General features: G+C 47.2%; 24 protein-coding genes. 20 read left to right on the forward strand and 4 right to left on the reverse strand.

All coding sequences use genetic code 11. The features are described from left to right. Window positions 1-20: 20 nt before the first annotated feature. The 17 genes from glyA to TOL_RS15210 all read left to right on the forward strand — a co-directional run bounded on the left by glyA (window position 21) and on the right by TOL_RS15210 (window position 13,436). Window positions 21-1,283: a serine hydroxymethyltransferase gene (gene glyA, locus TOL_RS15130; RefSeq protein ID WP_015488240.1), complete on the forward strand. Its 1,263-nt coding sequence runs from the start codon at window positions 21-23 to the stop codon at window positions 1,281-1,283. Between the two features lie 147 nt (window positions 1,284-1,430). Then, window positions 1,431-1,784, forward strand: coding sequence for a hypothetical protein (locus TOL_RS18530; protein ID WP_015488241.1), 354 nt, complete (start codon window positions 1,431-1,433; stop codon window positions 1,782-1,784). A gap of 291 nt (window positions 1,785-2,075) precedes the next feature. Next, window positions 2,076-2,993, forward strand: coding sequence for a metal-dependent hydrolase (locus TOL_RS15140; protein ID WP_015488242.1), 918 nt, complete (start codon window positions 2,076-2,078; stop codon window positions 2,991-2,993). A gap of 364 nt (window positions 2,994-3,357) precedes the next feature. Further along, window positions 3,358-4,281: a metal-dependent hydrolase gene (locus tag TOL_RS15145; protein WP_015488244.1), complete on the forward strand. Its 924-nt coding sequence runs from the start codon at window positions 3,358-3,360 to the stop codon at window positions 4,279-4,281. Between the two features lie 379 nt (window positions 4,282-4,660). Further along, window positions 4,661-5,587, forward strand: coding sequence for a metal-dependent hydrolase (locus tag TOL_RS15150; protein ID WP_015488245.1), 927 nt, complete (start codon window positions 4,661-4,663; stop codon window positions 5,585-5,587). A gap of 162 nt (window positions 5,588-5,749) precedes the next feature. Further along, window positions 5,750-6,226: a transcriptional regulator NrdR gene (gene nrdR, locus TOL_RS15155; protein ID WP_015488246.1), complete on the forward strand. Its 477-nt coding sequence runs from the start codon at window positions 5,750-5,752 to the stop codon at window positions 6,224-6,226. Next, window positions 6,223-7,347, forward strand: a complete 1,125-nt coding sequence (gene ribD / locus TOL_RS15160) for a bifunctional diaminohydroxyphosphoribosylaminopyrimidine deaminase/5-amino-6-(5-phosphoribosylamino)uracil reductase RibD (protein ID WP_015488247.1) — start codon at window positions 6,223-6,225, stop codon at window positions 7,345-7,347. The genes nrdR and ribD overlap by 4 nt, the downstream gene beginning before the upstream one ends. A gap of 15 nt (window positions 7,348-7,362) precedes the next feature. Then, the gene (locus TOL_RS15165; RefSeq protein WP_015488248.1) at window positions 7,363-8,013 is read left to right on the forward strand and encodes a riboflavin synthase; all 651 of its coding nucleotides are present in this window, start codon (window positions 7,363-7,365) and stop codon (window positions 8,011-8,013) included. Between the two features lie 64 nt (window positions 8,014-8,077). Continuing rightward, complete coding sequence (gene ribBA / locus TOL_RS15170) at window positions 8,078-9,193, forward strand: bifunctional 3,4-dihydroxy-2-butanone-4-phosphate synthase/GTP cyclohydrolase II (protein WP_015488249.1); 1,116 nt, start codon at window positions 8,078-8,080, stop codon at window positions 9,191-9,193. A gap of 16 nt (window positions 9,194-9,209) precedes the next feature. Next, window positions 9,210-9,686, forward strand: a complete 477-nt coding sequence (gene ribH / locus TOL_RS15175; RefSeq protein ID WP_015488250.1) for a 6,7-dimethyl-8-ribityllumazine synthase — start codon at window positions 9,210-9,212, stop codon at window positions 9,684-9,686. A gap of 5 nt (window positions 9,687-9,691) precedes the next feature. Beyond that, window positions 9,692-10,153 (forward strand): transcription antitermination factor NusB, encoded by a 462-nt coding sequence (gene nusB, locus TOL_RS15180; RefSeq protein WP_015488251.1) that lies wholly within the window; start codon window positions 9,692-9,694, stop codon window positions 10,151-10,153. 18 nt (window positions 10,154-10,171) lie between these two features. Beyond that, a complete protein-coding gene (gene thiL, locus TOL_RS15185; protein WP_015488252.1) occupies window positions 10,172-11,122 on the forward strand; it encodes a thiamine-phosphate kinase in 951 nt (316 codons plus the stop codon). A gap of 94 nt (window positions 11,123-11,216) precedes the next feature. Further along, window positions 11,217-11,501: a DUF1244 domain-containing protein gene (locus TOL_RS15190; RefSeq protein ID WP_015488253.1), complete on the forward strand. Its 285-nt coding sequence runs from the start codon at window positions 11,217-11,219 to the stop codon at window positions 11,499-11,501. Between the two features lie 51 nt (window positions 11,502-11,552). Continuing rightward, window positions 11,553-12,254 carry an SIMPL domain-containing protein gene (locus TOL_RS15195; protein ID WP_015488254.1) on the forward strand — a complete coding sequence of 234 codons (702 nt, stop codon included), beginning with the start codon at window positions 11,553-11,555 and terminating at the stop codon, window positions 12,252-12,254. Window positions 12,255-12,259: 5 nt separating this feature from the next. Beyond that, on the forward strand, window positions 12,260-12,520 hold the full coding sequence (locus tag TOL_RS15200) for a DUF1653 domain-containing protein (protein WP_015488255.1): 261 nt from the start codon (window positions 12,260-12,262) through the stop codon (window positions 12,518-12,520). A gap of 4 nt (window positions 12,521-12,524) precedes the next feature. Then, window positions 12,525-13,001, forward strand: coding sequence for a Cys-tRNA(Pro) deacylase (ybaK, locus tag TOL_RS15205; RefSeq protein ID WP_015488256.1), 477 nt, complete (start codon window positions 12,525-12,527; stop codon window positions 12,999-13,001). A 42-nt stretch (window positions 13,002-13,043) separates the two neighbouring features. Further along, window positions 13,044-13,436 carry a hypothetical protein gene (locus TOL_RS15210; protein WP_015488257.1) on the forward strand — a complete coding sequence of 131 codons (393 nt, stop codon included), beginning with the start codon at window positions 13,044-13,046 and terminating at the stop codon, window positions 13,434-13,436. A 45-nt stretch (window positions 13,437-13,481) separates the two neighbouring features. On the opposite strand, the gene TOL_RS15215 is transcribed toward TOL_RS15210, so the two are convergent. The 4 genes from TOL_RS15215 to TOL_RS15230 form a co-directional block, all read right to left on the reverse strand. Next, a complete protein-coding gene (locus TOL_RS15215) occupies window positions 13,482-14,867 on the reverse strand; it encodes a class II fumarate hydratase (RefSeq protein ID WP_015488258.1) in 1,386 nt (461 codons plus the stop codon). A gap of 179 nt (window positions 14,868-15,046) precedes the next feature. Further along, window positions 15,047-15,901: an SDR family NAD(P)-dependent oxidoreductase gene (locus tag TOL_RS15220; RefSeq protein WP_015488259.1), complete on the reverse strand. Its 855-nt coding sequence runs from the start codon at window positions 15,899-15,901 to the stop codon at window positions 15,047-15,049. A gap of 233 nt (window positions 15,902-16,134) precedes the next feature. Then, entirely contained in the window at window positions 16,135-16,989 is an 855-nt protein-coding gene (locus TOL_RS15225) for an SDR family NAD(P)-dependent oxidoreductase (protein WP_015488260.1), read from the reverse strand. Window positions 16,990-16,998: 9 nt separating this feature from the next. Next, window positions 16,999-18,456: a flavin-containing monooxygenase gene (locus TOL_RS15230; protein WP_015488261.1), complete on the reverse strand. Its 1,458-nt coding sequence runs from the start codon at window positions 18,454-18,456 to the stop codon at window positions 16,999-17,001. A 133-nt stretch (window positions 18,457-18,589) separates the two neighbouring features. On the opposite strand from TOL_RS15230, the gene TOL_RS15235 reads away from it, so the two are divergent. The 3 genes from TOL_RS15235 to TOL_RS15245 all read left to right on the forward strand — a co-directional run bounded on the left by TOL_RS15235 (window position 18,590) and on the right by TOL_RS15245 (window position 21,766). After that, a complete protein-coding gene (locus TOL_RS15235; protein WP_015488262.1) occupies window positions 18,590-19,264 on the forward strand; it encodes a TetR/AcrR family transcriptional regulator in 675 nt (224 codons plus the stop codon). Window positions 19,265-19,408: 144 nt separating this feature from the next. Continuing rightward, entirely contained in the window at window positions 19,409-21,022 is a 1,614-nt protein-coding gene (locus TOL_RS15240; protein ID WP_015488263.1) for an NAD(P)/FAD-dependent oxidoreductase, read from the forward strand. 21 nt (window positions 21,023-21,043) lie between these two features. Continuing rightward, complete coding sequence (locus tag TOL_RS15245) at window positions 21,044-21,766, forward strand: TrmH family RNA methyltransferase (protein ID WP_015488264.1); 723 nt, start codon at window positions 21,044-21,046, stop codon at window positions 21,764-21,766. Window positions 21,767-21,804: the final 38 nt, after the last annotated feature.

Here is a 21,804-nt window from a genome sequence, read left to right on the forward strand (position 1 = left end):
GTCTACGTGAGGACACCCTGATGTTTAGCCGTGATATGAACATAGCGGATTTCGACCCTGATCTGTGGGCGGCGATGAAAGCCGAAGACGCTCGTCAAGAGCACCACATTGAGCTGATCGCATCCGAAAACTACACTAGCCCACGCGTCATGGAAGCTCAGGGTTCACAACTAACCAACAAGTACGCCGAAGGTTATCCGGGCAAGCGTTACTATGGCGGTTGTGAGCACGTTGACGTGATCGAGCAATTAGCAATCGACCGTGCCAAAGAATTATTTGGCGCGGGTTACGCTAACGTACAACCACATTCTGGTTCACAAGCAAACGCTGCGGTTTACTTTGCACTTTGCCAACCAGGCGACACCATTTTAGGTATGAGCTTGGCACACGGTGGTCACTTGACTCACGGTGCTTCAGTATCTTTCTCTGGCCGTGTTTATAACGCAATTCAGTACGGTTTGAACCCAGAGACGGGCGAGATCGATTACGCAGAAGTTGAGCGTCTAGCACTTGAACACAAGCCAAAAATGATCGTAGCAGGCTTCTCTGCATACTCACGCGTTGTCGATTGGCAGCGTTTCCGTGAAATTGCTGATCAAGTAGGTGCTTACTTATTTGTTGATATGGCACACGTTGCCGGTCTTATTGCTGCTGGCGTATACCCAAGCCCAGTTGGCATTGCTGACGTAGTTACGACAACGACTCACAAAACCTTACGTGGTCCACGCGGCGGTTTGATTCTGGCTAACGACAACGAAGAGCTAAACAAAAAGTTTAACTTTGCGGTATTCCCAGAATCACAAGGCGGTCCATTAATGCACGTGATCGCTGCCAAAGCGGTGTGTTTCAAAGAAGCCATGTCGGATGAGTACAAAACCTACCAAGCGCAAGTGGTGAAAAATGCCCAAGCGATGGCTGAAACCTTTATCAGCCGTGGTATCAAAGTTGTTTCTGGCGGTACTGATGATCACTTATTCTTAGTTGATTTAATCGGCAAAGAATACACAGGTAAAGATGCTGATGCGGCATTGGGTCGCGCTAACATTACTGTGAACAAAAACTCAGTACCAAACGATCCACGCTCACCATTCGTGACCTCTGGTTTGCGTATCGGTAGCCCTGCGATCACTAGCCGTGGCTTCAAAGAAGCGCAGGCAACTGAATTAGCGGGTTGGATTTGCGACGTGTTAGATGGCCTAGAAAACGGCACATCTGAAGCGGCAGAAGCGGCTGTAAAAGCTAAAGTTGTTGCCCTTTGTGAACAGTTCCCTGTTTACAAATAAGCAACGTCTGATATAAAAAAACCGGCCAATGGCCGGTTTTTTTATACTTGTTATTCACGCCACTTTAATCGGCATTAACCCCTGTCACGATGCTGTCACACTCTTGTCATATGATCTTTTTCGAACCGACACTATGAGTGGACACGTATGAATCAGTCATGGACCCCTGTTACCGAAACCCAGCTTATTCAACAAATTGCGCTTGAGGTCACATCTCTCGAAGCCGACGCACACAACCTGTGGAAATTAATACATTTACCAAACCCAGAATTATGGCAGCAACATCCATGGGGCGACGAATGTTGCGGTTTTTGGGTACTCGCGACCTTTGGTCGTCATTGTGTGTATTTTAATGACATTACCCAAAGTTATGCGCTTGGGCAGTTTGAACACTGGGGACGCATCGCCGATTATCGCGCAGGCGTCGATTCACTCAACTACCTGCTCGACCCATTGGTGAACGCTCTAACTCTAGAAAACACTGATACTAGCAATGCCTAAGCGCCACTAAGTGGCGTGTCTGGTGCCTATATTTGGCACCTTTCACATACCGTGTGGCCGTAGTTAACCCTAGCCCGGTTAACGAATACTTATCGGTTTATTGATCTCGCTCATTTTATTCGACCCATTATCCGAAACCTAGATGATGGAAGCGCCGTATAGCCTTACCTTGCCTATTCCATGGTGACAAATAATGGCTAATTCCTACCTTCAAACCTCCCTTTCCTGCGCGTTAAATGGTCTTACAAACACACAATTCGGCAACACCCAAAACAATAAGAGGTAATTGCGATGACTCAGGCCGCTAATGCAAACAACGATTCGGTACGCATGACCGCTGGTGAACGAGCGGGCATTCCGCCACGTCGCATGGATTTCCAATTTGCAGACGATACAAAGCGTTATTGGTATGCCGACAACGCATTTTTAACCACTTTCTGGACAACCCTATCTGCGCTTTTTCCAGCCGGTGAAACCTTCTTTATCGACTCTGTTAAAAATTACCGTGACCGTGTCACCGAGCAAACATTAAAAGACGCCATTTCAGGCTTCATCGGTCAAGAAGCTATGCACACAAAAGAGCACCAAGCATTTAATGACATGGGCGCCAAGCACGGCCTACCAACTCTGCAATTAGATAAAGAACTTTGGGGCTTGCTAGGTTTAACGAAAAAAATATTTCCGAAAAAAATGCAGCTAGCAACGACGGTAGCGCTTGAACACTATACGGCGATTTTGGCCGAGCAATTATTGCGTGATAAACAACATCAAGAGAACATCCAAGATCCTGAAGCCTTGAAGCTGTGGATGTGGCATGCATTAGAAGAGAACGAACACAAAGCAGTTGCTTATGATGTGTACGAGTTAATTGGCGGCGGTTATTTCACTCGCGCAACGGCAATGATACTGGCGACGCTCGGTTTTATTATCTTCGTTGGCCAAGGTCATATCCGTCTGTTATGGGCAAATGGCTCCCTATTCAATCTGAAAGACAACTTAAAGGGCATGTGGGCCTTGTGGGGTTGGAAAGGTCTATTCCCGCGTTTGCTGTTTAAGTATCTAGACTTCTTCCGTCCAGGATTCCACCCGAATGACCACGATACCGTGCAACTACTGGATGATTGGCGTCACCGCATGCTTGATCAAGGTGGCATCCTCGCCAACCAGATCAAAAACCCAAGCAAAGCAGCCAACACTCAAGCGGCATAAGCAAATTTCACGCATAACTTAGAGGGCTAGTTCTGGCCCTCTAAGCAAAACATTAGAAAAACTTTGGCATTTTAAGCCCAAGGTTTGGCACACTCTGCACATCCGTGGCAGATTAAAACCCCACCTCACCCCGCAGAAATTTCACCCTCATACCCGTATTTGACGAAAAAACACCGATTGTTGCTTTGTAGTACAAGAATTTTGATATTTTCAGTCTTAGTACGCCACAAATAATCCTGACGTGACATATTATGACTCCAAGCACAGAAAAAAATTGGCGGACTGCTACCTTTAGAGATAGTCATGGACGGCGTCTAATAATGGAGTGAAGTAAACAAACAACAAAACACAGCAGGACTCTCATATGACAAATGCAACTTTAGCCGACACCAACACAGGCACTGTCCGTATGACAGCCGGCGAGCGAGCAGGCATTCCCCCGCGTCGCATGGACTTCGAGTTCACCGATGAAACTACCCGTTACTGGTATGGCGATAACGCCTTTTTAACGACGTTTTGGACAACACTGTCAGCGCTATTTCCAGAAGGCGAAACCTTCTTCGTTGATTCGGTAAAAAACTACCGTCACATCATTACTGAGCAAGCACTAAAAGACCAAGTATCTGGCTTCATAGGGCAAGAAGCGATGCACAGTAAGGAACATGAAGCGTTCAACGGTATGGCCAGCAAGCATGGCTTTCCAACAGAAAAGCTCGATAAAGAGCTGGGCTGGTTATTTAAGGTCATTCGCAAAGTTATCCCTAAGCGTATGCAACTTGCAGCAACCGTAGCTCTAGAACACTACACCGCCATTCTAGCGGAACAGCTTTTGCGCGATGAACGTCACCAAGAAATGTTCAAAGACAAAGAAGCATTAAAGTTGTGGATGTGGCATGCCCTAGAGGAAAACGAACACAAAATCGTTGCCTACGACGTGTATAAATTAGCCGGCGGTAATTACGCTGAGCGCGTTTTTGTTATGTTCATTGCAACCGTGATCTTTTTCACCGTTGTTGGCACTGGCCATATCCGCCTGCTATGGGCAGACAAAAGCTTGTTCAACTTTAAAGAAAACTGGAAAGGTCTGAAGTTTCTATGGGGCTTTAATGGCTTATTCCCACGCTTGGCTAGCCAGTACTTTGATTTTTACCGCCCGAGTTTCCACCCGAATGACCATGATACTGAAGCGCTATTAGATGATTGGCGTCACCGTATGTTGGATGAAGGCGGTATGTTGGCGGATCAAATCAAAAATCCAAGCAAGGCACGCCCTGCAGCTGCAGTTTAATATCACCTCAGCATACTAAGCAGCACTAAAAAGAGGCCAATTCGTTGGCCTCTTTTTTTTATATAGACAGCCAAGCGTGACGCATATACACATATCTTTTGGCACATATAACACACCTATGGCAGCTTAAAACCCCTTCGGCGTAACTTAACCCCCATAAAATTTACCGAATATTGATATAAAATCGCTCATCTACCCTTGTCCTACAATTCATTTTGGCAATTTAGGTACAAGGTCGCCAAATGACCATAACACCTGTCTGTTTTTAACCCCAATCAGCAAAATAAATTTGGCGGAGAGCTACCTTTCATCAGTGACGAACACCGCGTTTAATAGTTTCGTGACTTAAACAAACAACAAAACACAGCAGGACTCTCATATGACACAAGCAACATTAGCCGATACAAACACTGGCAATGTCCGTATGACTGCAGGCGAGCGTGCGGGTATTCCACCACGCCGTATGGACTTTGAGTTCTCGGAAGAAACGAATCGTTACTGGTATGGTAACAGCGCCTTTTTAACAACATTCTGGACCACGCTATCTTCGCTGTTCCCAGAAGGCGAAACCTTCTTCGTAGACTCAGTTAAAAACTACCGTGGCATCATCAAAGACCCACTTCTTAAAGCTCAGGTATCTGGGTTTATTGGGCAAGAAGCGATGCACAGCAAAGAACATGAAGCCTTCAACAACATGGCCGCCAAGCATGGTTTTCCAGCCGATAAGCTTGATAAAGAATTAGGCGTCATGCTGCGCTTCGTTCGTAAGGTCGTGCCGAAGAAGATGCAATTAGCGGCGACCGTTGCTCTGGAACACTACACAGCTATTTTGGCAGAACAGCTACTACGCGATGAGCGCCACCAGCAAATGATTAAAGACCCTGAAGCATTAAAGCTTTGGATGTGGCATGCACTAGAAGAAAACGAGCATAAAATTGTTGCCTACGACGTATACCAGTTAGCCGGTGGCGGTTATTTCTTGCGTACGTTCGTGATGCTGATTACTACAGTCTTGTTTTTTGCAATTGTAGGGGTCAACCATGCTCGCCTGCTTTGGGCAGATAAGAGCTTATTTAAGTTCAAGGACAACTGGAAAGGCATCACCTTCTTGTGGGGTTGGAAAGGTTTATTCCCACAACTTGCTGGTAAGTATCTTGATTTCTTCCGTCCGGGCTTCCACCCGAACGATCACGACACAGTGGCACTACTTGATGAGTGGCGCCATAAGATGCTGGACGAAGGCGGAATGCTTGCTGACCAGATCAAAAACCCATCTCGCGCAGCGAAGTCCACCGCTGCTGCTTGATTGTTCGATTGCTTCACACTTTGGGCCGCCTCGAGCGGCCTTTTTTATGGCTGATATTCGTGTTTGATAACGGCCCGTTACTTGCCTGAAACGCCCAGCCGGAGTACCATGCGCGCTCTGGCTGAATCGCCTATTTCCCTTATTCGGAACGCTCTTTAACGTATGCATTGTCCTTTTTGCGCCCATCCAGAAACCAAAGTCATCGACTCCCGTCTGGTTGCCGATGGTGAGCAAGTGCGCCGACGCCGGGAATGCATACAGTGTGGTGAACGTTACACCACGTTCGAAACTGCCGAATTAGTTATGCCTCGTATTATCAAACACGACGGCACCCGAGAACCTTTCCACGAAGAAAAACTACGCTCAGGTATTCAGCGCGCGCTGGAGAAACGCCCTGTTAGCGTTGAGGACGTGGAAGCCGCTATCGTACGCATCAAACATAAACTGCGCGCCATGGGTGAACGTGAAATCAATAGTCGCGTTCTTGGTGAGCGTGTAATGGCAGAACTTCGTCAACTAGACCAAGTTGCCTATGTTCGTTTCGCCTCTGTTTACCGTAGTTTCAAAGACCTCGACGAATTCCGCGCTGAAATTGAGCGTTTGTCGCCATCCAGTCACGATGAGGACAGCACGCAATGAATCATGAATACTATATGGCCCGAGCGCTACAGCTGGCCAAACTCGGTTTATACAGCACTAGCCCCAACCCCAGAGTTGGCTGCGTCATCGTGCGTGAAGGCGTCATTGTTGGTGAAGGCTGGCACAAAAAAGCCGGTGGTCCCCATGCCGAAGTACACGCCCTACAAGATGCTGGTGATATGGCTAAAGGCGCTACCGCTTACGTTACCTTAGAGCCTTGCGCGCACACAGGACGCACAGCCCCATGCGCACAAGGCCTCATTGAGGCCGGCATTGCCGAAGTCATCGGCGCTACTCGCGACCCCAACCCATTAGTATCTGGTCGTGGTTACGACATGCTGCGTGATGCGGATATCGAGGTTACCGAACACTGTTTGCAAGCCGAAGCCGAGGCACTCAATGCCGGTTTTATGAAGCGCATGCGTACCGGCCTACCTTGGGTTCGCGTCAAATTAGCGCAAAGCCTAGATGGTCGTACCGCAATGGCATCCGGTGAAAGCCAATGGATTACTGGCCCTGCAGCACGTCGTGACGTACAACGCTTACGCGCACGCAGCTGCGCGGTTATCACGGGTGCAGACAGCATTCTGCTGGATAACCCAGCGATGACAGTGCGCCCAGAAGAAACAGGGATAGAACTCGAAGAGCACCTATGGCGTCAGCCATTGCGCGTTGTCATCGACGGGCGCAATCGTATTGGTGGCGATGCTAAATTATTTGCCCAGAAAGGTGATGTATTAATTGCCACTCGCAAGATTAGCGCCGATCCCATTACCCGCGACGAAAAGTTAGGAAAACTGGCTTACTGGAGCGGAGAGAGTAAAGGCAAAGTCGATCTTTACGCTCTCTTACAGGAACTTGGCGAGCGCGGATGCAACGAAGTATTAGTTGAATCTGGCGCTGCACTTGCGGGGGCATTTGTCGCTGCCGGATTAGTCGATGAGCTGATTTTATATTGTGCCCCCACCCTATTGGGGAGCAATGCTCGGCCGCTGCTATCCTTACCGTTAGATAGCATGAAAGAACAAATACGCTGGCATTGGCAGGACTCGCGCCAAGTAGGAGATGATTTACGTCTCACCTTGCGCCCCGTCAAACTCCCAGTAGCAAAAGAAGCGTAACGAAAGGTCTGTAACGTGTTTACCGGAATCATTGAAGCGGTTGGCTATGTAGCCAATGTAACGCAACAACAAGGGGATATCCGCTTACGGGTAGCAACCCAATCATTGGACCTTAGCGATGTTAAGTTAGGTGACAGCATCGCTACCAATGGCGTTTGCCTAACAGTCGTTACTTTGCATGGTGATGGTTTTGAAGCAGATGTTTCGCGCGAATCTATTGCACACACCCGAATTGCTCAATGGCAGATGGGTGATAAGCTGAATTTAGAAAAAGCCATGATGCCGACTACACGTATGGGCGGACACATTGTCAGTGGTCACGTCGACGGCGTAGGCCGAGTACAGAGCCGCAAGGCTGATGCTCGCTCTGTGCGCTTTGATATCGAGGCACCAGCAGACCTGTGCCGCTATATTGCCGCAAAAGGGTCTATTACGGTTGATGGCGTGAGTCTAACAACCAATGCCTTAACGGCCACAGGGTTTAGTCTCAATATCGTGCCGCATACCGCTGAGCAAACGACTTTGTGCGATTTACAACCTGGTCATCATGTTCACTTGGAAGTCGATGTCATTGCTCGTTACTTAGAGCAATTACTCACAGGTAGCAAAACAGCAAGTAGCGCGATTACGCCCAGCTTTTTAGCTGAAAATGGTTTTTGGAAATAATTTCGTCACGGTCGTGAGTACATCGCCACGATCAACATAGACATTGTAGATAGGGTGAGCAGCTATGCCACTGAATAAAATCGAAGACATTATTGCCGACATTCGCGCCGGAAAAATGGTCATTCTTATGGATGACGAAGATCGCGAAAACGAAGGCGACATTATTGTGGCCGCCGAAAAAGTAACGCCTGAAATTATTAATTTTATGGCCACCGAAGCACGCGGATTAATCTGCTTAACCCTAACCGGTGATCGCTGTGACTACTTAGGCTTACCCTCAATGGTTGCTGGCAATGGTGCGCGTTTTTCCACACCATTTACTGTCTCTATTGAAGCCGCCGAAGGTGTTACCACAGGTATTTCTGCTGCAGACCGCGCCCGCACCATTCGCGTGGCTGTCGACTCTTACAGCAAGCCTGAAGACATAGTGCAGCCAGGGCATATTTTCCCATTACGTGCACGTCCTGGCGGTGTATTAAGCCGCGCCGGTCATACCGAAGCGGGCTGTGATTTAGCACGTCTAGCAGGGCTACTGCCATCATCCGCGATTGTTGAAGTCATGAATGCCGATGGCACTATGGCTCGTCGCCCTGATTTAGAAATTTTTGCGGAAAAGCACGGTCTTAAAATCGGTACGATTGCCGATTTAATTCACTACCGCATGGCCAACGAAAAAACCGTTGAGTGTTTATCCCAAGACACAGTGCACACCGAATTTGGTGATTTTACTTTGCACACCTTCCGCGACACGATTTTAGGTGAAACTCATTTAGCATTGAGCTTAGGCACGGTATCGCACAACGAACCGACACTCGTGCGCGTACAAACTAATAATCTGATTCGCGATGTTCTAGGTTTACGCACCCCTGACTCACCAAGTTGGTCGTCCACCCAAGCGTTAAAACGCATTGCCGAAGAAGGCAAAGGTGTATTGGTGTTGTTATCTGCTGATCAAAAAGAAGATGTTAACGATAATCTTGATGCCTTCTTTGGTCGCGCCCGCCCAGTACGTAGTCCTAATACCGATAGCTCAGGCGCCTTTTTAACCATAGGTACTGGCTCCCAAATATTACGCGAGCTAGGCATTAAGAAAATGCGTCTGCTCAGCTCCGAAATGAAATACAGCGGGATTTCTGGCTTTGATCTAGAAATCACCGAATACATCCCTTTTTGCGAATAAGTTTAGAGATAAGACTATGAAACATATTAAGACGATTGAAGGAAACCTCACCCCGAACGATGGCCGTTACGCCATTGTTGTTGGCCGCTGGAATGCTTTCGTTGTTGAAAGCTTGTTGGAAGGTGCGGTTGATTCTTTGTTACGTCACGGCGTCGATAAAGACAATATCACTATCATTCGTGCTCCGGGGGCGGTTGAAATTCCATTAGTGGTTAAAAAAGCCGCTGCCAGTGCCAAATACGATGCGATCATCGCATTAGGTGCGGTTATTCGTGGCGGCACACCACATTTCGAATACGTCGCTGGTGAATGTGTAAAAGGCTTGTCTTCAGTCGCCATGCAGTACGACATTCCCGTGGCCTTCGGTGTGTTAACCGTTGATACCATCGAACAAGCAATCGAACGCTCTGGCACAAAAGCAGGCAATAAAGGCGAAGAGGCTGCCATGTCTGCCTTTGAGATGGTTGCTCTACTTAAAGCCATGGAGGCTTAATTTCGATGTCACGCATTTCTGGCACTCAAAAAGCGAGCCCTGCTGCCCGTCGCAAAGCGCGTCGCTTCGCCGTCCAAGCCTTGTATCAATGGCAAGTGGGGGGTGCAAACCTAACTCAAATCGAAGCGGAATTTCGCACAGATAACGATATGAGTAACGTGGATTTAGAATATTTCAGCGATATTTTGCATGGAGTGCCGCGCGAGAAAGGACGTCTTGATGAAAAATTTGCACCTTTCTTAGATCGCCGTATTGATGAAATGACACCGGTTGAACTCGCCATTTTGCGTTTAGCAGCCTACGAAATGGCCCATCGTTTAGACGTACCTTACAAGGTCGTTATCAACGAAGCCGTCGAGCTAGCAAAAACCTTCGGCGCTACCGATGGCCATAAATACGTGAATGGTGTGCTTGATCGTTTGGCACAGCGCGAACGTATGGTCGAAATCAAAGGTCCTCGCGGTTAATCCGCTGCCGGAGCGATCATGAGCGAGCACAGAGGCGAGTTCGATCTAATCCGGCGTTACTTTGCCGATGGATATCCTCAATGTGAGAATATTCGCTTGGGAAATGGCGATGATGCCTCCGTTATCGCCTTACCTGCAGATATGGATTTAGCGCAAAGCATCGATACCCAAGTGGCCGATGTTCACTTTCCAGCTAAAGCTCCCGCCCATTTAATTGCTGGCCGCGCTCTGCGTTGTGCCGTTAGTGACTTAGCCGCGATGGGGGCATGGCCTCAGGGTTTTCATTTAGCATTAACCTTGCCTAACGCCGACGAAGAATGGCTAGCGGATTTCGCCCATGGTTTGAGGCAAACGGCACATGAGTTAGGGATTGGACTGTTAGGTGGAGACACCACATCCGGACCAACCACCGTAATCACTATCGCTGTGCAAGGTTTACTACCACAGAATGAACGCCTTATTCGTTCTGGAGCAGAAGCCGGTGATGATATTTGGCTCACCGGTAACCTAGGTGCGGCGACGCTGGCGTTGGATACTGTGATCAACGAGCCCGCTCGTCAAACCGAATTCACTCAGGCGTATTACCATCCGCAAGTGCACATCGCCTTTGGACAATTACTGTTAACCGTGGCGTCTGCCTGCCTAGATATATCCGATGGGCTATTACAGGATGCTACACATATCGCAAAACAATCTAATGTCACTATGCACATAGAGGCGGCATGGATTCCAACGGTAGTGCCAATGAGTCACTGTAACTGGTGTCGTTGCCTGACCGGCGGAGATGACTACCAATTGCTGTTTACCGCACCACCAGAATACCGCAGTCGTATTGAAGCCTTCGCCACCACCGTTGGCTTAGATCAATGCCTGCGTATTGGTAGCGTTAAAGGCGGTGCTGCTAAAGTTGAGTTATGCCACAATGGAGAGCCTCTCGAATTGGCGACCAGTGGTTACCAACACTTTTAAGCATCGATATTATTAAACCGCTAACTTCGCAACCATTCTGATGCACTAAGGTCGAAACCTAGTGGTCAAAATTTACTGCTATACAGGACACGCCATGACCAAAACCGAAATCGAAGCTGCGGCATTTCGCCGATTATTGAAACATCTAGACGAACGCAAAGACGTGCAAAACATTGATTTAATGAATCTCGCAGGATTTTGCCGTAATTGCTTAGCGAAGTGGTACACGTCAGCGGCTGCCGAAGGCGGAGAAGCACTCACTTATGATGCTGCGCGCGAGATTATTTATGGTATGCCATATGATGTTTGGAAGGCGCAATACCAACAAGAAGCAACACCAGAACAATTAGCCGCCATGAATAACTCGTCACAGTTATAAAACGATAAACTAGACGACATGTGCGTATAAAACACGAAGGAGATTGAACCTGTGAAACAATTATCTGCGTTTATTATTGCCCTACTTATTATTTTCCCTAGCTGGGCCGATGAACCTTTTATCGACGTCAGTGGTTACGGAAAAATCGAAGTCATGCCCGATTATTTGCAGCTGTATATTTCTCTTAGTGATACCAAGAAAACATTAGCCGAAGCCCGCGACAGCGTTGAGTCCGTGTTCCAGCAAGTATTGAAAGTGCGATCTGATTTAAATATTAGTAAAGATGACATCGACGCAGCGCACATTAGTAATCAACCGATGTACGAATGGCAACGCGATAGCAGCACACGCAAATACACCGGCGAACAAGTCACCCGCCGCGTGACGATTACACTGCGCAATCTTGATGATTACGGCCGTTTAGTACACCGCTTAATGGAAGATGGCCGTATTCAAATTCAAAATACTAATCTGCGTTTTAATGACCTACCAAGCTTACAGCGTAAGGCCACCAAACTTGCACTACTCGATGCACGCGACAAAGCGAATTTTATGGCCACCACGTTAGATAACAGCCTAGGCGCAGTGCAGTTTATTCAAGAGCAAGGCGGCTACAATCCTCAGCCGGTTGTGATGATGGCGCAAATGCGCAGTGCAAAAATGGAAGATTCGTCAGTTGGATCAGAAATGTTGATTCAAAAACAAGATATCGAACAGAGTGTGCAAGTTCGCTTTGCCATTACAGAAAAATAGTAAAAATGAACAAAGATCTAACGACAACGCCTAGTATAACAAGTGGTCGCTACCGTCACTACAAAGGTAGCGATTACGAAGTTTTCGGTTTAGTGCGCCACAGTGAAACCGAAGAGTGGTTGGTGCATTATCGTACGCTCTACGGTGATTTTAGCCACTGGGTAAGACCCTATGCTATGTTCACTGAAGAAGTTGTGATTGACGGTGTTGCCCAACCGCGCTTTGCTCTGATAAATGACGAAGCCGTTATAATTAACGACCAATAGCATCATGACTCCAGCCATTAATGCCGCGAAAAAAGCGGGGATTCGCTACGACATTCTAGAATATCAACACGACCCCGATGCGCCTTCCTATGGCGAAGAAGCAGCCAACGTTTTAAATTTACCCACTGCGCAAGTTTTTAAAACCTTACTGGTCAGCCTTAGCGGCCATAAAAGTTCACTTGCGGTTGCCGTTTTACCGGTTAGCCATCAACTAAGCCTAAAGGCTATCGCGAAAGCGCTGGGTGCCAAAAAAGCCGATATGGCCGACCCTAAGGTCGCTGAACGAACAACGGGATACATCGTTGGTGGTATTAGTCCAATTGGTCAAAAAAAAGCTCTCCCCACGGTAATTGACCAGAGTGCAACGGCATTTACCGCCATTTATTGCAGCGCAGGACGTAGAGGTTTGGAAATTGGCCTAGCGGCTAACGATTTAGCTGCACTCACCCGAGGTATTTTTGCCGAAATTACGGCACAATAGGCACAGCGTTGTTTTTTCTATAGTTGTAATAAGTGATTTCGCATGAAGCTGCCTAAGCTCGTCCCATTATTAATATTCCCCTTGTTGCTGATAGCAGCATGTACTCCACTGGGATACCAAAAAGCACAGGTTAGTCCAGACACTCACCAAGACGGCTACCTTGATAAAGAGGTCTCGCCAGGGGTTCATATTATTGAAGTCCGCCAAGAAGCACGCTACGCCCTCATGTTTCATCGCGAGACGACCGAAGCACGTTTTCGTACTCACTGGGAACGCCGCGCTGCCGAACTGTGTCCTAACGGTTATACCGGCACACCCGAGATGATTTCTCCGCGCGAAGCACGTATCGATGAGTTTTATTGCACTCTCGAAGTCTGTCAGAAATATCCTTTATTATCGGGTGTCGCCTTCTGCAAAAAAGTATACGAGCTGTAAATACAGCTCGTCACTATTGCGCAAACCAGATCAAAACATCGGCATTTAAGCTAAGCCACCCCGAGTTAAGTGGTCGGGATCAAGTAGTTTGGTTAATTCTGCCCGCGTCAAATCAGTATGTTCTTCGGCAACATCAATAATCGCACGCTGCTCGCGGTAAGCGAGCTTGGCAATTTCTGCCGCTTTGGCGTAACCAATAATCGGATTCAACGCAGTCACTAAAATTGGATTGCGCGCCAAAGCTTCTTGCAGTCGGGCTTCGTTCACCTTAAAAGTCGCAATTGCTTTATCCGCTAACACTAGGCTGGCTTGAGTCAGTAAATGAATACTGTGCAGTAAATTACTCGCAATCAATGGCAACATGACATTCAGTTCAAAATTACCCGACTGCCCAGCAACGGTTATGGTGGTGTCATTGCCAATAACTTGAGCAGCCACCATAGCCACGGCTTCGGGAATAACCGGATTAACCTTACCTGGCATGATAGAAGAACCAGGCTGCAATGCTTCTAGCTCAATTTCGCCTAACCCAGCTAACGGACCAGAGTTCATCCAGCGTAAATCATTAGCAATTTTCATTAAGGATACCGCTAAAGTTTTTAGCTGACCCGATACTGCTACCGCCGTATCTTGGCTTGCGATTTGGCTAAAGCGATTATCCGCCTCGGTAAAATCGAGCCCCGTTTGCTGCGATAAGACTTGGCAAAATAATGCGGCGAAATTAGGGTGTGCGTTAATTCCTGTGCCCACCGCGGTGCCACCTTGAGCAAGGGATTGAACAACAGGCTGTAACTGTTCAAGGTTGCGTATATTTTGCTGAATTTGGTTCGACCAAGCGTAAATGGTTTGATCCATACGCACAGGCATAGCATCCATTAAATGCGTACGACCTGTTTTTACAATATCTTTTAAGCTTTCCGCTTTAGCATTCATCACCTGCTTTAAATGGTTCAATGCCGGTAATAACTCGTGAGCCAAGCCAATGGATGTCGCGACGTGAATACTGGTAGGAATAACATCGTTACTACTTTGGCCAGCGTTCACATGATCATTAGCGTTCACCTCTTGCCCGCACATCGTTGCTGCGAGATGCGCTAGCACTTCATTAGCGTTCATATTGGTGCTGGTGCCGGAGCCCGTTTGAAAAATATCAATAGGAAAATGATCCATGAGATCGTCACTATTGAGCAAACCTTGAGCAGATTTTTGAATAGCCGCCGCAATTTCGACGTCGAGCTGATCCAACTGACGATTGGCTTCAGCAGCGGCCATTTTTACTTGCAACAAAGCACGAATAAACGTGCTCGGCATTGTCTGCTGGCTGATATTGAAGTTGTTGATTGCTCGCTGGGTTTGCGCTCCGTAGAGGGCGTGAGCTGGGACTTCAAGATCCCCCATGCTGTCGTGTTCAATTCGTGTTGCACTTGCCATGCGCTATACACTCCTATTGCTCGCGAATGTCCATACCCCAGACTAAGGCAATACATAGGCATTAGCCAATAAGACTCATGTATCAGACTGTTGAATATTCATATGACGTTTACTAGGGTGTTTTTTTACGCCAATAAAAAAGAGCGCCGTAGCGCTCTTTTCAATCAAAGAAACCGAATTTACGCGGCTTTCGTATTCATCTTCTTCTGTAGACCAACGACTTTAGTGAAAATCCACTGATAAGAAGTCGGCAATAGACGTACCATAATATCTAAGAAGTGAGCATCCGGCCCAATCAGCACACGACGCTTGTTCTTCTTAACACCATTAAGAATGGTCTTAGCGGCTTTATCAGGAGTAGTGATAAACATCTTCTCGAAGTTAGCTACAGTATCATTGTCATCAGTACCCGTAATCGAAGCCGTGCTCGATGACATACGTGAAGACTTAGCAATGTTAGTTTTGATACCACCAGGATGAATACAGGTCATGCTTACCGGGGATCCGGTGCTCTCTAAATCCTGACGTAACGATTCACTCAAGCCACGCACTGCGAACTTACTGGCATTATAACCGCTCATTAGTGGCTGAGATGCCAAACCAAATACGCTAGAGATATTAATGATATGCCCTTCTCCACCACGTTCCATGTGCGGCAAGAAGGCTTTAACACCATATAAAACGCCGTAGAAGTTGATGTTCATAATCCATTCGAAATCTGAGATTTCTAAAGCAGCTACCGTACCCGCGAGAGCAACACCTGCGTTATTGAATACCATGCTGACTTTACCGTGATCGGCGACTACTTGGTCTGCCCAAGCAAATACGGCTTCTTTATCCGATACATCAAGCTTTTGAATAGTCACTTTAACTGGGTAGCGCCCCAACATCTCAGCAGTGTCCGCTAAACCGGCTTCACTTACATCGCTGATCGCTAGATTGCAGCCTTGCTGCGCAAGATTCATAGCTAACGCGCGTCCGATACCTGAACCAGCACCTGTAATGGCTGCTACTTTATTATTAAAATTTTGCATAATGAATCCTCAGTTTTAACGCCCTTAGTGATGGGAGCTATCAGTCTAGTAAAGCCTAAGCACAACCATGGTTAAATGTATTGGCTTTCGATGAATGCACTTTAACTGCCATAGCCAAAATGCACAGGTCGGTTACGGACATTTTCAATCGTCATGTCGTACCCGAGCTGGCACTACAAAGGCTAAAAAAAAGGACGCCGAAGCGTCCTAAAGGTACTGCAACCCAAAAGCTTTCATGCTGACTTCTTATTCAACTTACCTTGAAGCTTAACCACTTTCGTAATAATCCACTGATATCCAGCTGGAAATAAACGCACCATAGCATCAAATACATAAGCATCTGGGCCAATCAATACTCGACGTTTATTTTTCTTAACACCATTTAAAATTGTCTTTGCTGCTTTATCGGGAGTAGTAATGAAGGTTCGTTCAAAGTCTTTAATTGTTTTATCGTTATCTGATCCCATTACTTCGGATGTACTAGCAGACATACGCGACTGCTTAGCAATATTCGTTTTAATACCACCAGGATGAACACAAGTAGAACTCACGACAGACTGAGTACTTTCCAAATCTTGGCGCAGCGATTCCGTTAAGCCACGAACCGCGAATTTACTCGCGTTATAGCCGCTCATTAAAGGTTGAGATGCTAAACCGAAAATACTGGATATATTAATAACATGCCCTTCTCCGCTTCGTTCCAAGTGCGGCAAGAATGCTTTAGTACCGTAAAGCACGCCATAGAAATTAATATTCATGATCCATTCATAATCAGAGATATCTAACGCAGCAACAGTGCCAGACAATGCCACTCCGGCATTATTAAATATCATATTTACGCGACCATGATCCGCCACTACTTGATCTGCCCAAGCATAAAATGCATCTTTATCTGAAACATCGAGTTTCGTCGTTGTGACCGTTACCGAATATTGGCTCAATAAAGAAACCGTCTCGGCTAAACCTGCTTCACTGACGTCACTCAAGGCCAAGTGACATCCTTGCTGGGCGAGGTTAATAGCTAACGCACGCCCGATACCTGATCCGGCACCCGTAATTGCTGCCACTTTATTATTAAAGTTTTTCATAGATTTCTCTCAATTTATGGTGTGATCAGCACTGCGGAAGTTTTTCGTCCAGCGCAAATAGGTGAAGCTAAAGCCCGGAAACATGGCAATCACATGCCCGCTTTTACTTTTATACCAACTATTACAACCACCTGACTGCCAAACCGTTTTATTCATTTCTTTATGAATGTGGGTGGTATAACTGTCTTCAGCTTCAGGCGTTACTTCAATCGTTTTAGCACTACCATTACGCACAGCTTTAATCGCCGATAGTATGTAATTCATTTGCGCTTCAATCACAAAGATAGCGGATGTATGACCTATACCAGTATTTGGCCCAGTCACCACAAACAGATTTGGAAAATTAGGTACAGTTGTACCTAAGTATGCGCGCGGGAATTCACTCCAGACATCGCCAAGCTCTTTTCCTCCGCGACCAATAACAGGGTAAGAAATCACCCCATCTGTAGCATCGTAACCCGTCGAGTAAATAATCAAATCAAGATCCAGCGTCTCACCATCCTGAGTCTTAATGCCGGTTGCGGTGATCTCTTCTATCCCTTGCTCTTTACTATGCAAAGTAACGTTATCGCGACAAAAAGCGGGATACAAAGTGTTCGATAAAATAATACGCTTACAGCCAATGGTGTAATCAGGTGTCACCTTACGGCGTAATTCTTCATCTTTAATTTGATGCTTAATATGCTTTTCTGCTTCACGTTGAGCAACCAACTTAAGCATGGTCTTAGAATACTTAAATCCAACAACACGCGATTCTAGACTCCAATAGATAAAGGTACGCAACGCTTTATAAATAGCTTTATTACGTAATAACGCCCGTTGCCATGGTTTAAATACACGATCTGCACGAGGCATTACCCAATGCGGTGTACGTTGAAATACATGGAGATGCTCACAATCGGGAGCGATCGCAGGAATAACCTGTGCAGCACTGGCACCACTGCCAATGATGGCAACTTTTTTGCCGCGTAAATCGTAGTCGTGATCCCAGTTATTCGTATGAAAACTCTTACCCTGAAAAGAATCACGGCCTTTAAAATTCGGAATAACGGGCGTGCTCAACGGGCCTGAGGCATTAATCACAAATTGTGCATCCAACGGCTCTTTGCCATCAAGTTCAATCTGCCAACGCTGACTGGCGGCATCCCACTCAATACGGTTTACATTGGCATTGGTGAGTGTTTTGTCACGCAATTTGTATTTTTCAATAACGTAATTGGTGTACTGATTTAGCTCTTTTTGCTCAGCAAACATTTGCGACCAGTCATACGGCTCGTGAGAAATAGAATACAAAGCCGATTGAACGTCGACTGCGGCACCAGGATACGTGTTTTGGCACCAAGTACCGCCCATGAACTCGCGGCGCTCAAGAATAATAAAATCCGTAATACCCTGCTTGAGCAGATTAATAGCAGCACACTGACCACCGAAACCACTACCGATAATAATTACGTTGTAACTTTTCATACCTGAGTACCGCCTCAAAAACGTATCAGCACAAAATTGAACCAAGACTGCTGCTGATATTGTTATTTTTATACCCATCTGACGACAGGCAATGTCACTTTACTTCTGACGACAGCTGTTGTCAAATTAGCGCATGACAAAATCTACAGTACAAACAACGGGCAGAACTTACGGTGGCATGAGCCAAGAAGAGCGCATAGCCCAACGCCGTCAGCAGTTCTTACGCGCCGGTATCGATGTTTTTGGGACGGAAGGCTTTCGCAGCGTGACGGTGCGCCGCATCTGTAAAGAAGCGAAACTAACCGACCGTTATTTCTACGAATGCTGTGGCTCTATTGAATCTCTGCTAATGGATGTGTACGAACACTGTATGCAGAAAACGCTCAAAGGGGTGACGGCACATATCGCCAGCCAAGCCAGCACTAAGCAGTGGCAACAACTCATTGATACCATCTTGGATAGCTTTTTCCAGGAAATGGAAGATCCTCGCGTGGCGCGTATTTGCATGTTTGAAGCCGATGGTGCCAGTGAGGACATGCATCAACTGTATAACCGCTACATCGGCAAGTTTGCACAACTTACTATACAAGTCAGCAAGCACTATGTTGATGATTGGCAATTGAGCGATGAAGAAGGCGACGTCATTGGCAATGCCTTAATCGGTGGCGTGATTCAGGTGACTCGCAACTGGGTTCTTAGCGATTACCAAGTGCCTCGTGCTGTATTAGTCAGTGGCGCAGGCAAGATTTTCGCGGGTATGGCCACCCTCTTTGGTTTAACCACGAATAGAGATCTGCAGCCAGCTTAAAGCACAGATTTAGAAGGCATATCGGCAAGGCTCTAACTGACAGCATCAGTTGCTAAGGGTACAATACGCTCCATTCTTAGTGGCGCTTCAGCCACTAACTCTTTATTTGATAACCTCTGCCGGAGTCACCGGCCAGGATTTTGTATGATTCGTATCAACGAACTCGCCTTACCTCTAGACCATCCTACCGATGCCATTCGTAGCGCCATATTGCAGCGTTTAGCCATCGAAGATGCCGATCTTATTCAGTTCACGGTATTTAAGCGCAGCTATGATGCGCGAAAAAAATCGACTGAAATTAAGTTCATCTACATCATTGATCTAGAAACCCGCAACGATGCCGAGATACTAGAGCGCTTCGCGGATGACCAGCATATTCGTGTCGCACCAGACACCGGCTACTATCCCGTCGCTCAAGCACCAGAGAATTTAACCGAACGACCGATAGTCGTTGGCTTCGGCCCTTGCGGATTGTTTGCCGCACTAACGCTAGCGCAAATGGGCTTTAACCCTATCGTGTTAGAACGCGGCAAAGAAGTGCGCCAACGTACTAAAGATACCTGGGCACTCTGGCGCAAGAAGGTACTCACCGCAGAATCAAACGTCCAATTTGGTGAAGGCGGTGCGGGCTTGTTCTCCGACGGTAAACTTTACAGCCAAATCAAAGATCCCAAGTTTTATGGTCGCAAAGTCATGCACGAATTCGTCCGTGCCGGTGCACCAGAAGAAATCTTATTTATCAGCAAACCGCATATCGGCACCTTCCGTCTAACGGGCGTTGTGTCCACCATGCGCGAAGAAATCAAAGCCTTAGGCGGTGATGTTCGTTTTGAGCAAAAAGTAACTGACTTATTGATTGAAGATGGTCGGATTGAAGGCGTCGTGTTAAACGATGGCGAAGTAATTCGTAGCCGTTATGTGATCTTGGCGCTTGGTCATAGCGCTCGCGATAGCTTCCGTATGCTTCACGCACGTAATGTTTTCATCGAAGCCAAGCCATTTGCCATTGGCTTCCGTATTGAACACCCACAATCATTAATTGATAACGCACGCTTAGGTAAATACGCAGGTCATCCTGAGTTAGGCGCTGCCGATTATAAATTGGTTCACCATGCTAAAAATGGTCGCGCGGTGTATTCTTTTTGCATGTGCCCTGGCGGCACTGTGGTAGCAGCGACATCAGAGCCAGAGCGAGTCGTTACTAACGGCATGAGCCAATATTCTCGTAACGAGCGCAACGCCAACTCCGGTATCGTCGTGGGTATTCACCCTGAGAAAGATTTCCCCGGCGGCCCACTAGCGGGCGTGGAATTGCAAGAGGCACTTGAATCAAAAGCCTATGAGCTAGGTGGCAAAGATTACTGCGCGCCCGGCCAATTGGTTGGCGATTTTATTCGTGGCAAACCGTCAACTAAGTTCGGCGAAGTTGAGGCTTCGTACAAACCCGGTGTGAAACTCGGTGATTTATTCCCGTCGCTACCAGCTTACGCCATTGAAGCAATCCGCGAAGCCTTACCAGAATTTGGTAAACAGATTCGTGGATTTGATCGCGACGATGCCATCTTAACTGGCATTGAAACTCGTACGTCATCGCCCGTTCGAGTCACTCGCGGCAAAGATTTGCAGAGTTTAAATACCCGAGGTTTATATCCTGCCGGTGAAGGCGCGGGTTACGCCGGTGGTATTTTGTCGGCGGGTGTTGATGGGATTAAAGTCGCAGAAGCGCTCGCGCTTGCCATGCTTGCTGACCTCAACTAAGCCCTCGCTGGAGGTGACACCATGAAGCTCGACGATATTAAAAAACTACACCAAAAAAAATACCGCACTCAGTTCGGCCATTTTTTAGTAGAGGGTGAGCATTTAATTCTCGAATTACAGCGGGCAGCCAAGTCGCAGCCGCAACTTGGCGCCAGCGAATTATTAGTAACCGAGCAGTACGCTGATTGGCACAGCGACTTCAAAACCACAGTCATTAGCGAACGCCAGATGACGCAAATCTCGGATACCAAGTCCCCCCAAGGCATAATCGCTGTGGTGCCATTATTGACCCCGTCAGATGATGACGCCCACCTTAGCAAAGCCGTTTATTTGCACGAGATTCAAGATCCCGGCAATTTAGGCACGATTATCCGCACCTTAGGTTGGTTTGGTGGTTTGCGGTTATTGCTCAGCAGCAATAGCGTCGATCCTTACAACCCCAAAGTCGTGCGCGCCAGCATGGGCGCTATCTTCCATGTGGCGATTGAACAAGAGGTCGAGCTCGATGCCTTACCTCACCGCTATAAGAATATTGCCTGCCTAGACATGCAAGGCGAGGCGCTAAGCCACCCATCTTTCCATGCCTGTGAATGCTATGTTTTCGGCAATGAAGCACGTGGCATTCCACGCGACCAGCTAGAAGAACTCAGCCCCCATCCTTTTACCATTAAAGGTTGCGGCGATATTGAGTCGCTGAATTTAGCAACTGCGGTGAATATGTGTGTCTATGAGATGAATCGCTAATACAGACGATTAGCGATTACTCCGACAATCCCTCCCTT

It is taken from the genome of Thalassolituus oleivorans MIL-1 (assembly GCF_000355675.1).
GTDB lineage: Bacteria > Pseudomonadota > Gammaproteobacteria > Pseudomonadales > Oceanobacteraceae > Thalassolituus > Thalassolituus oleivorans.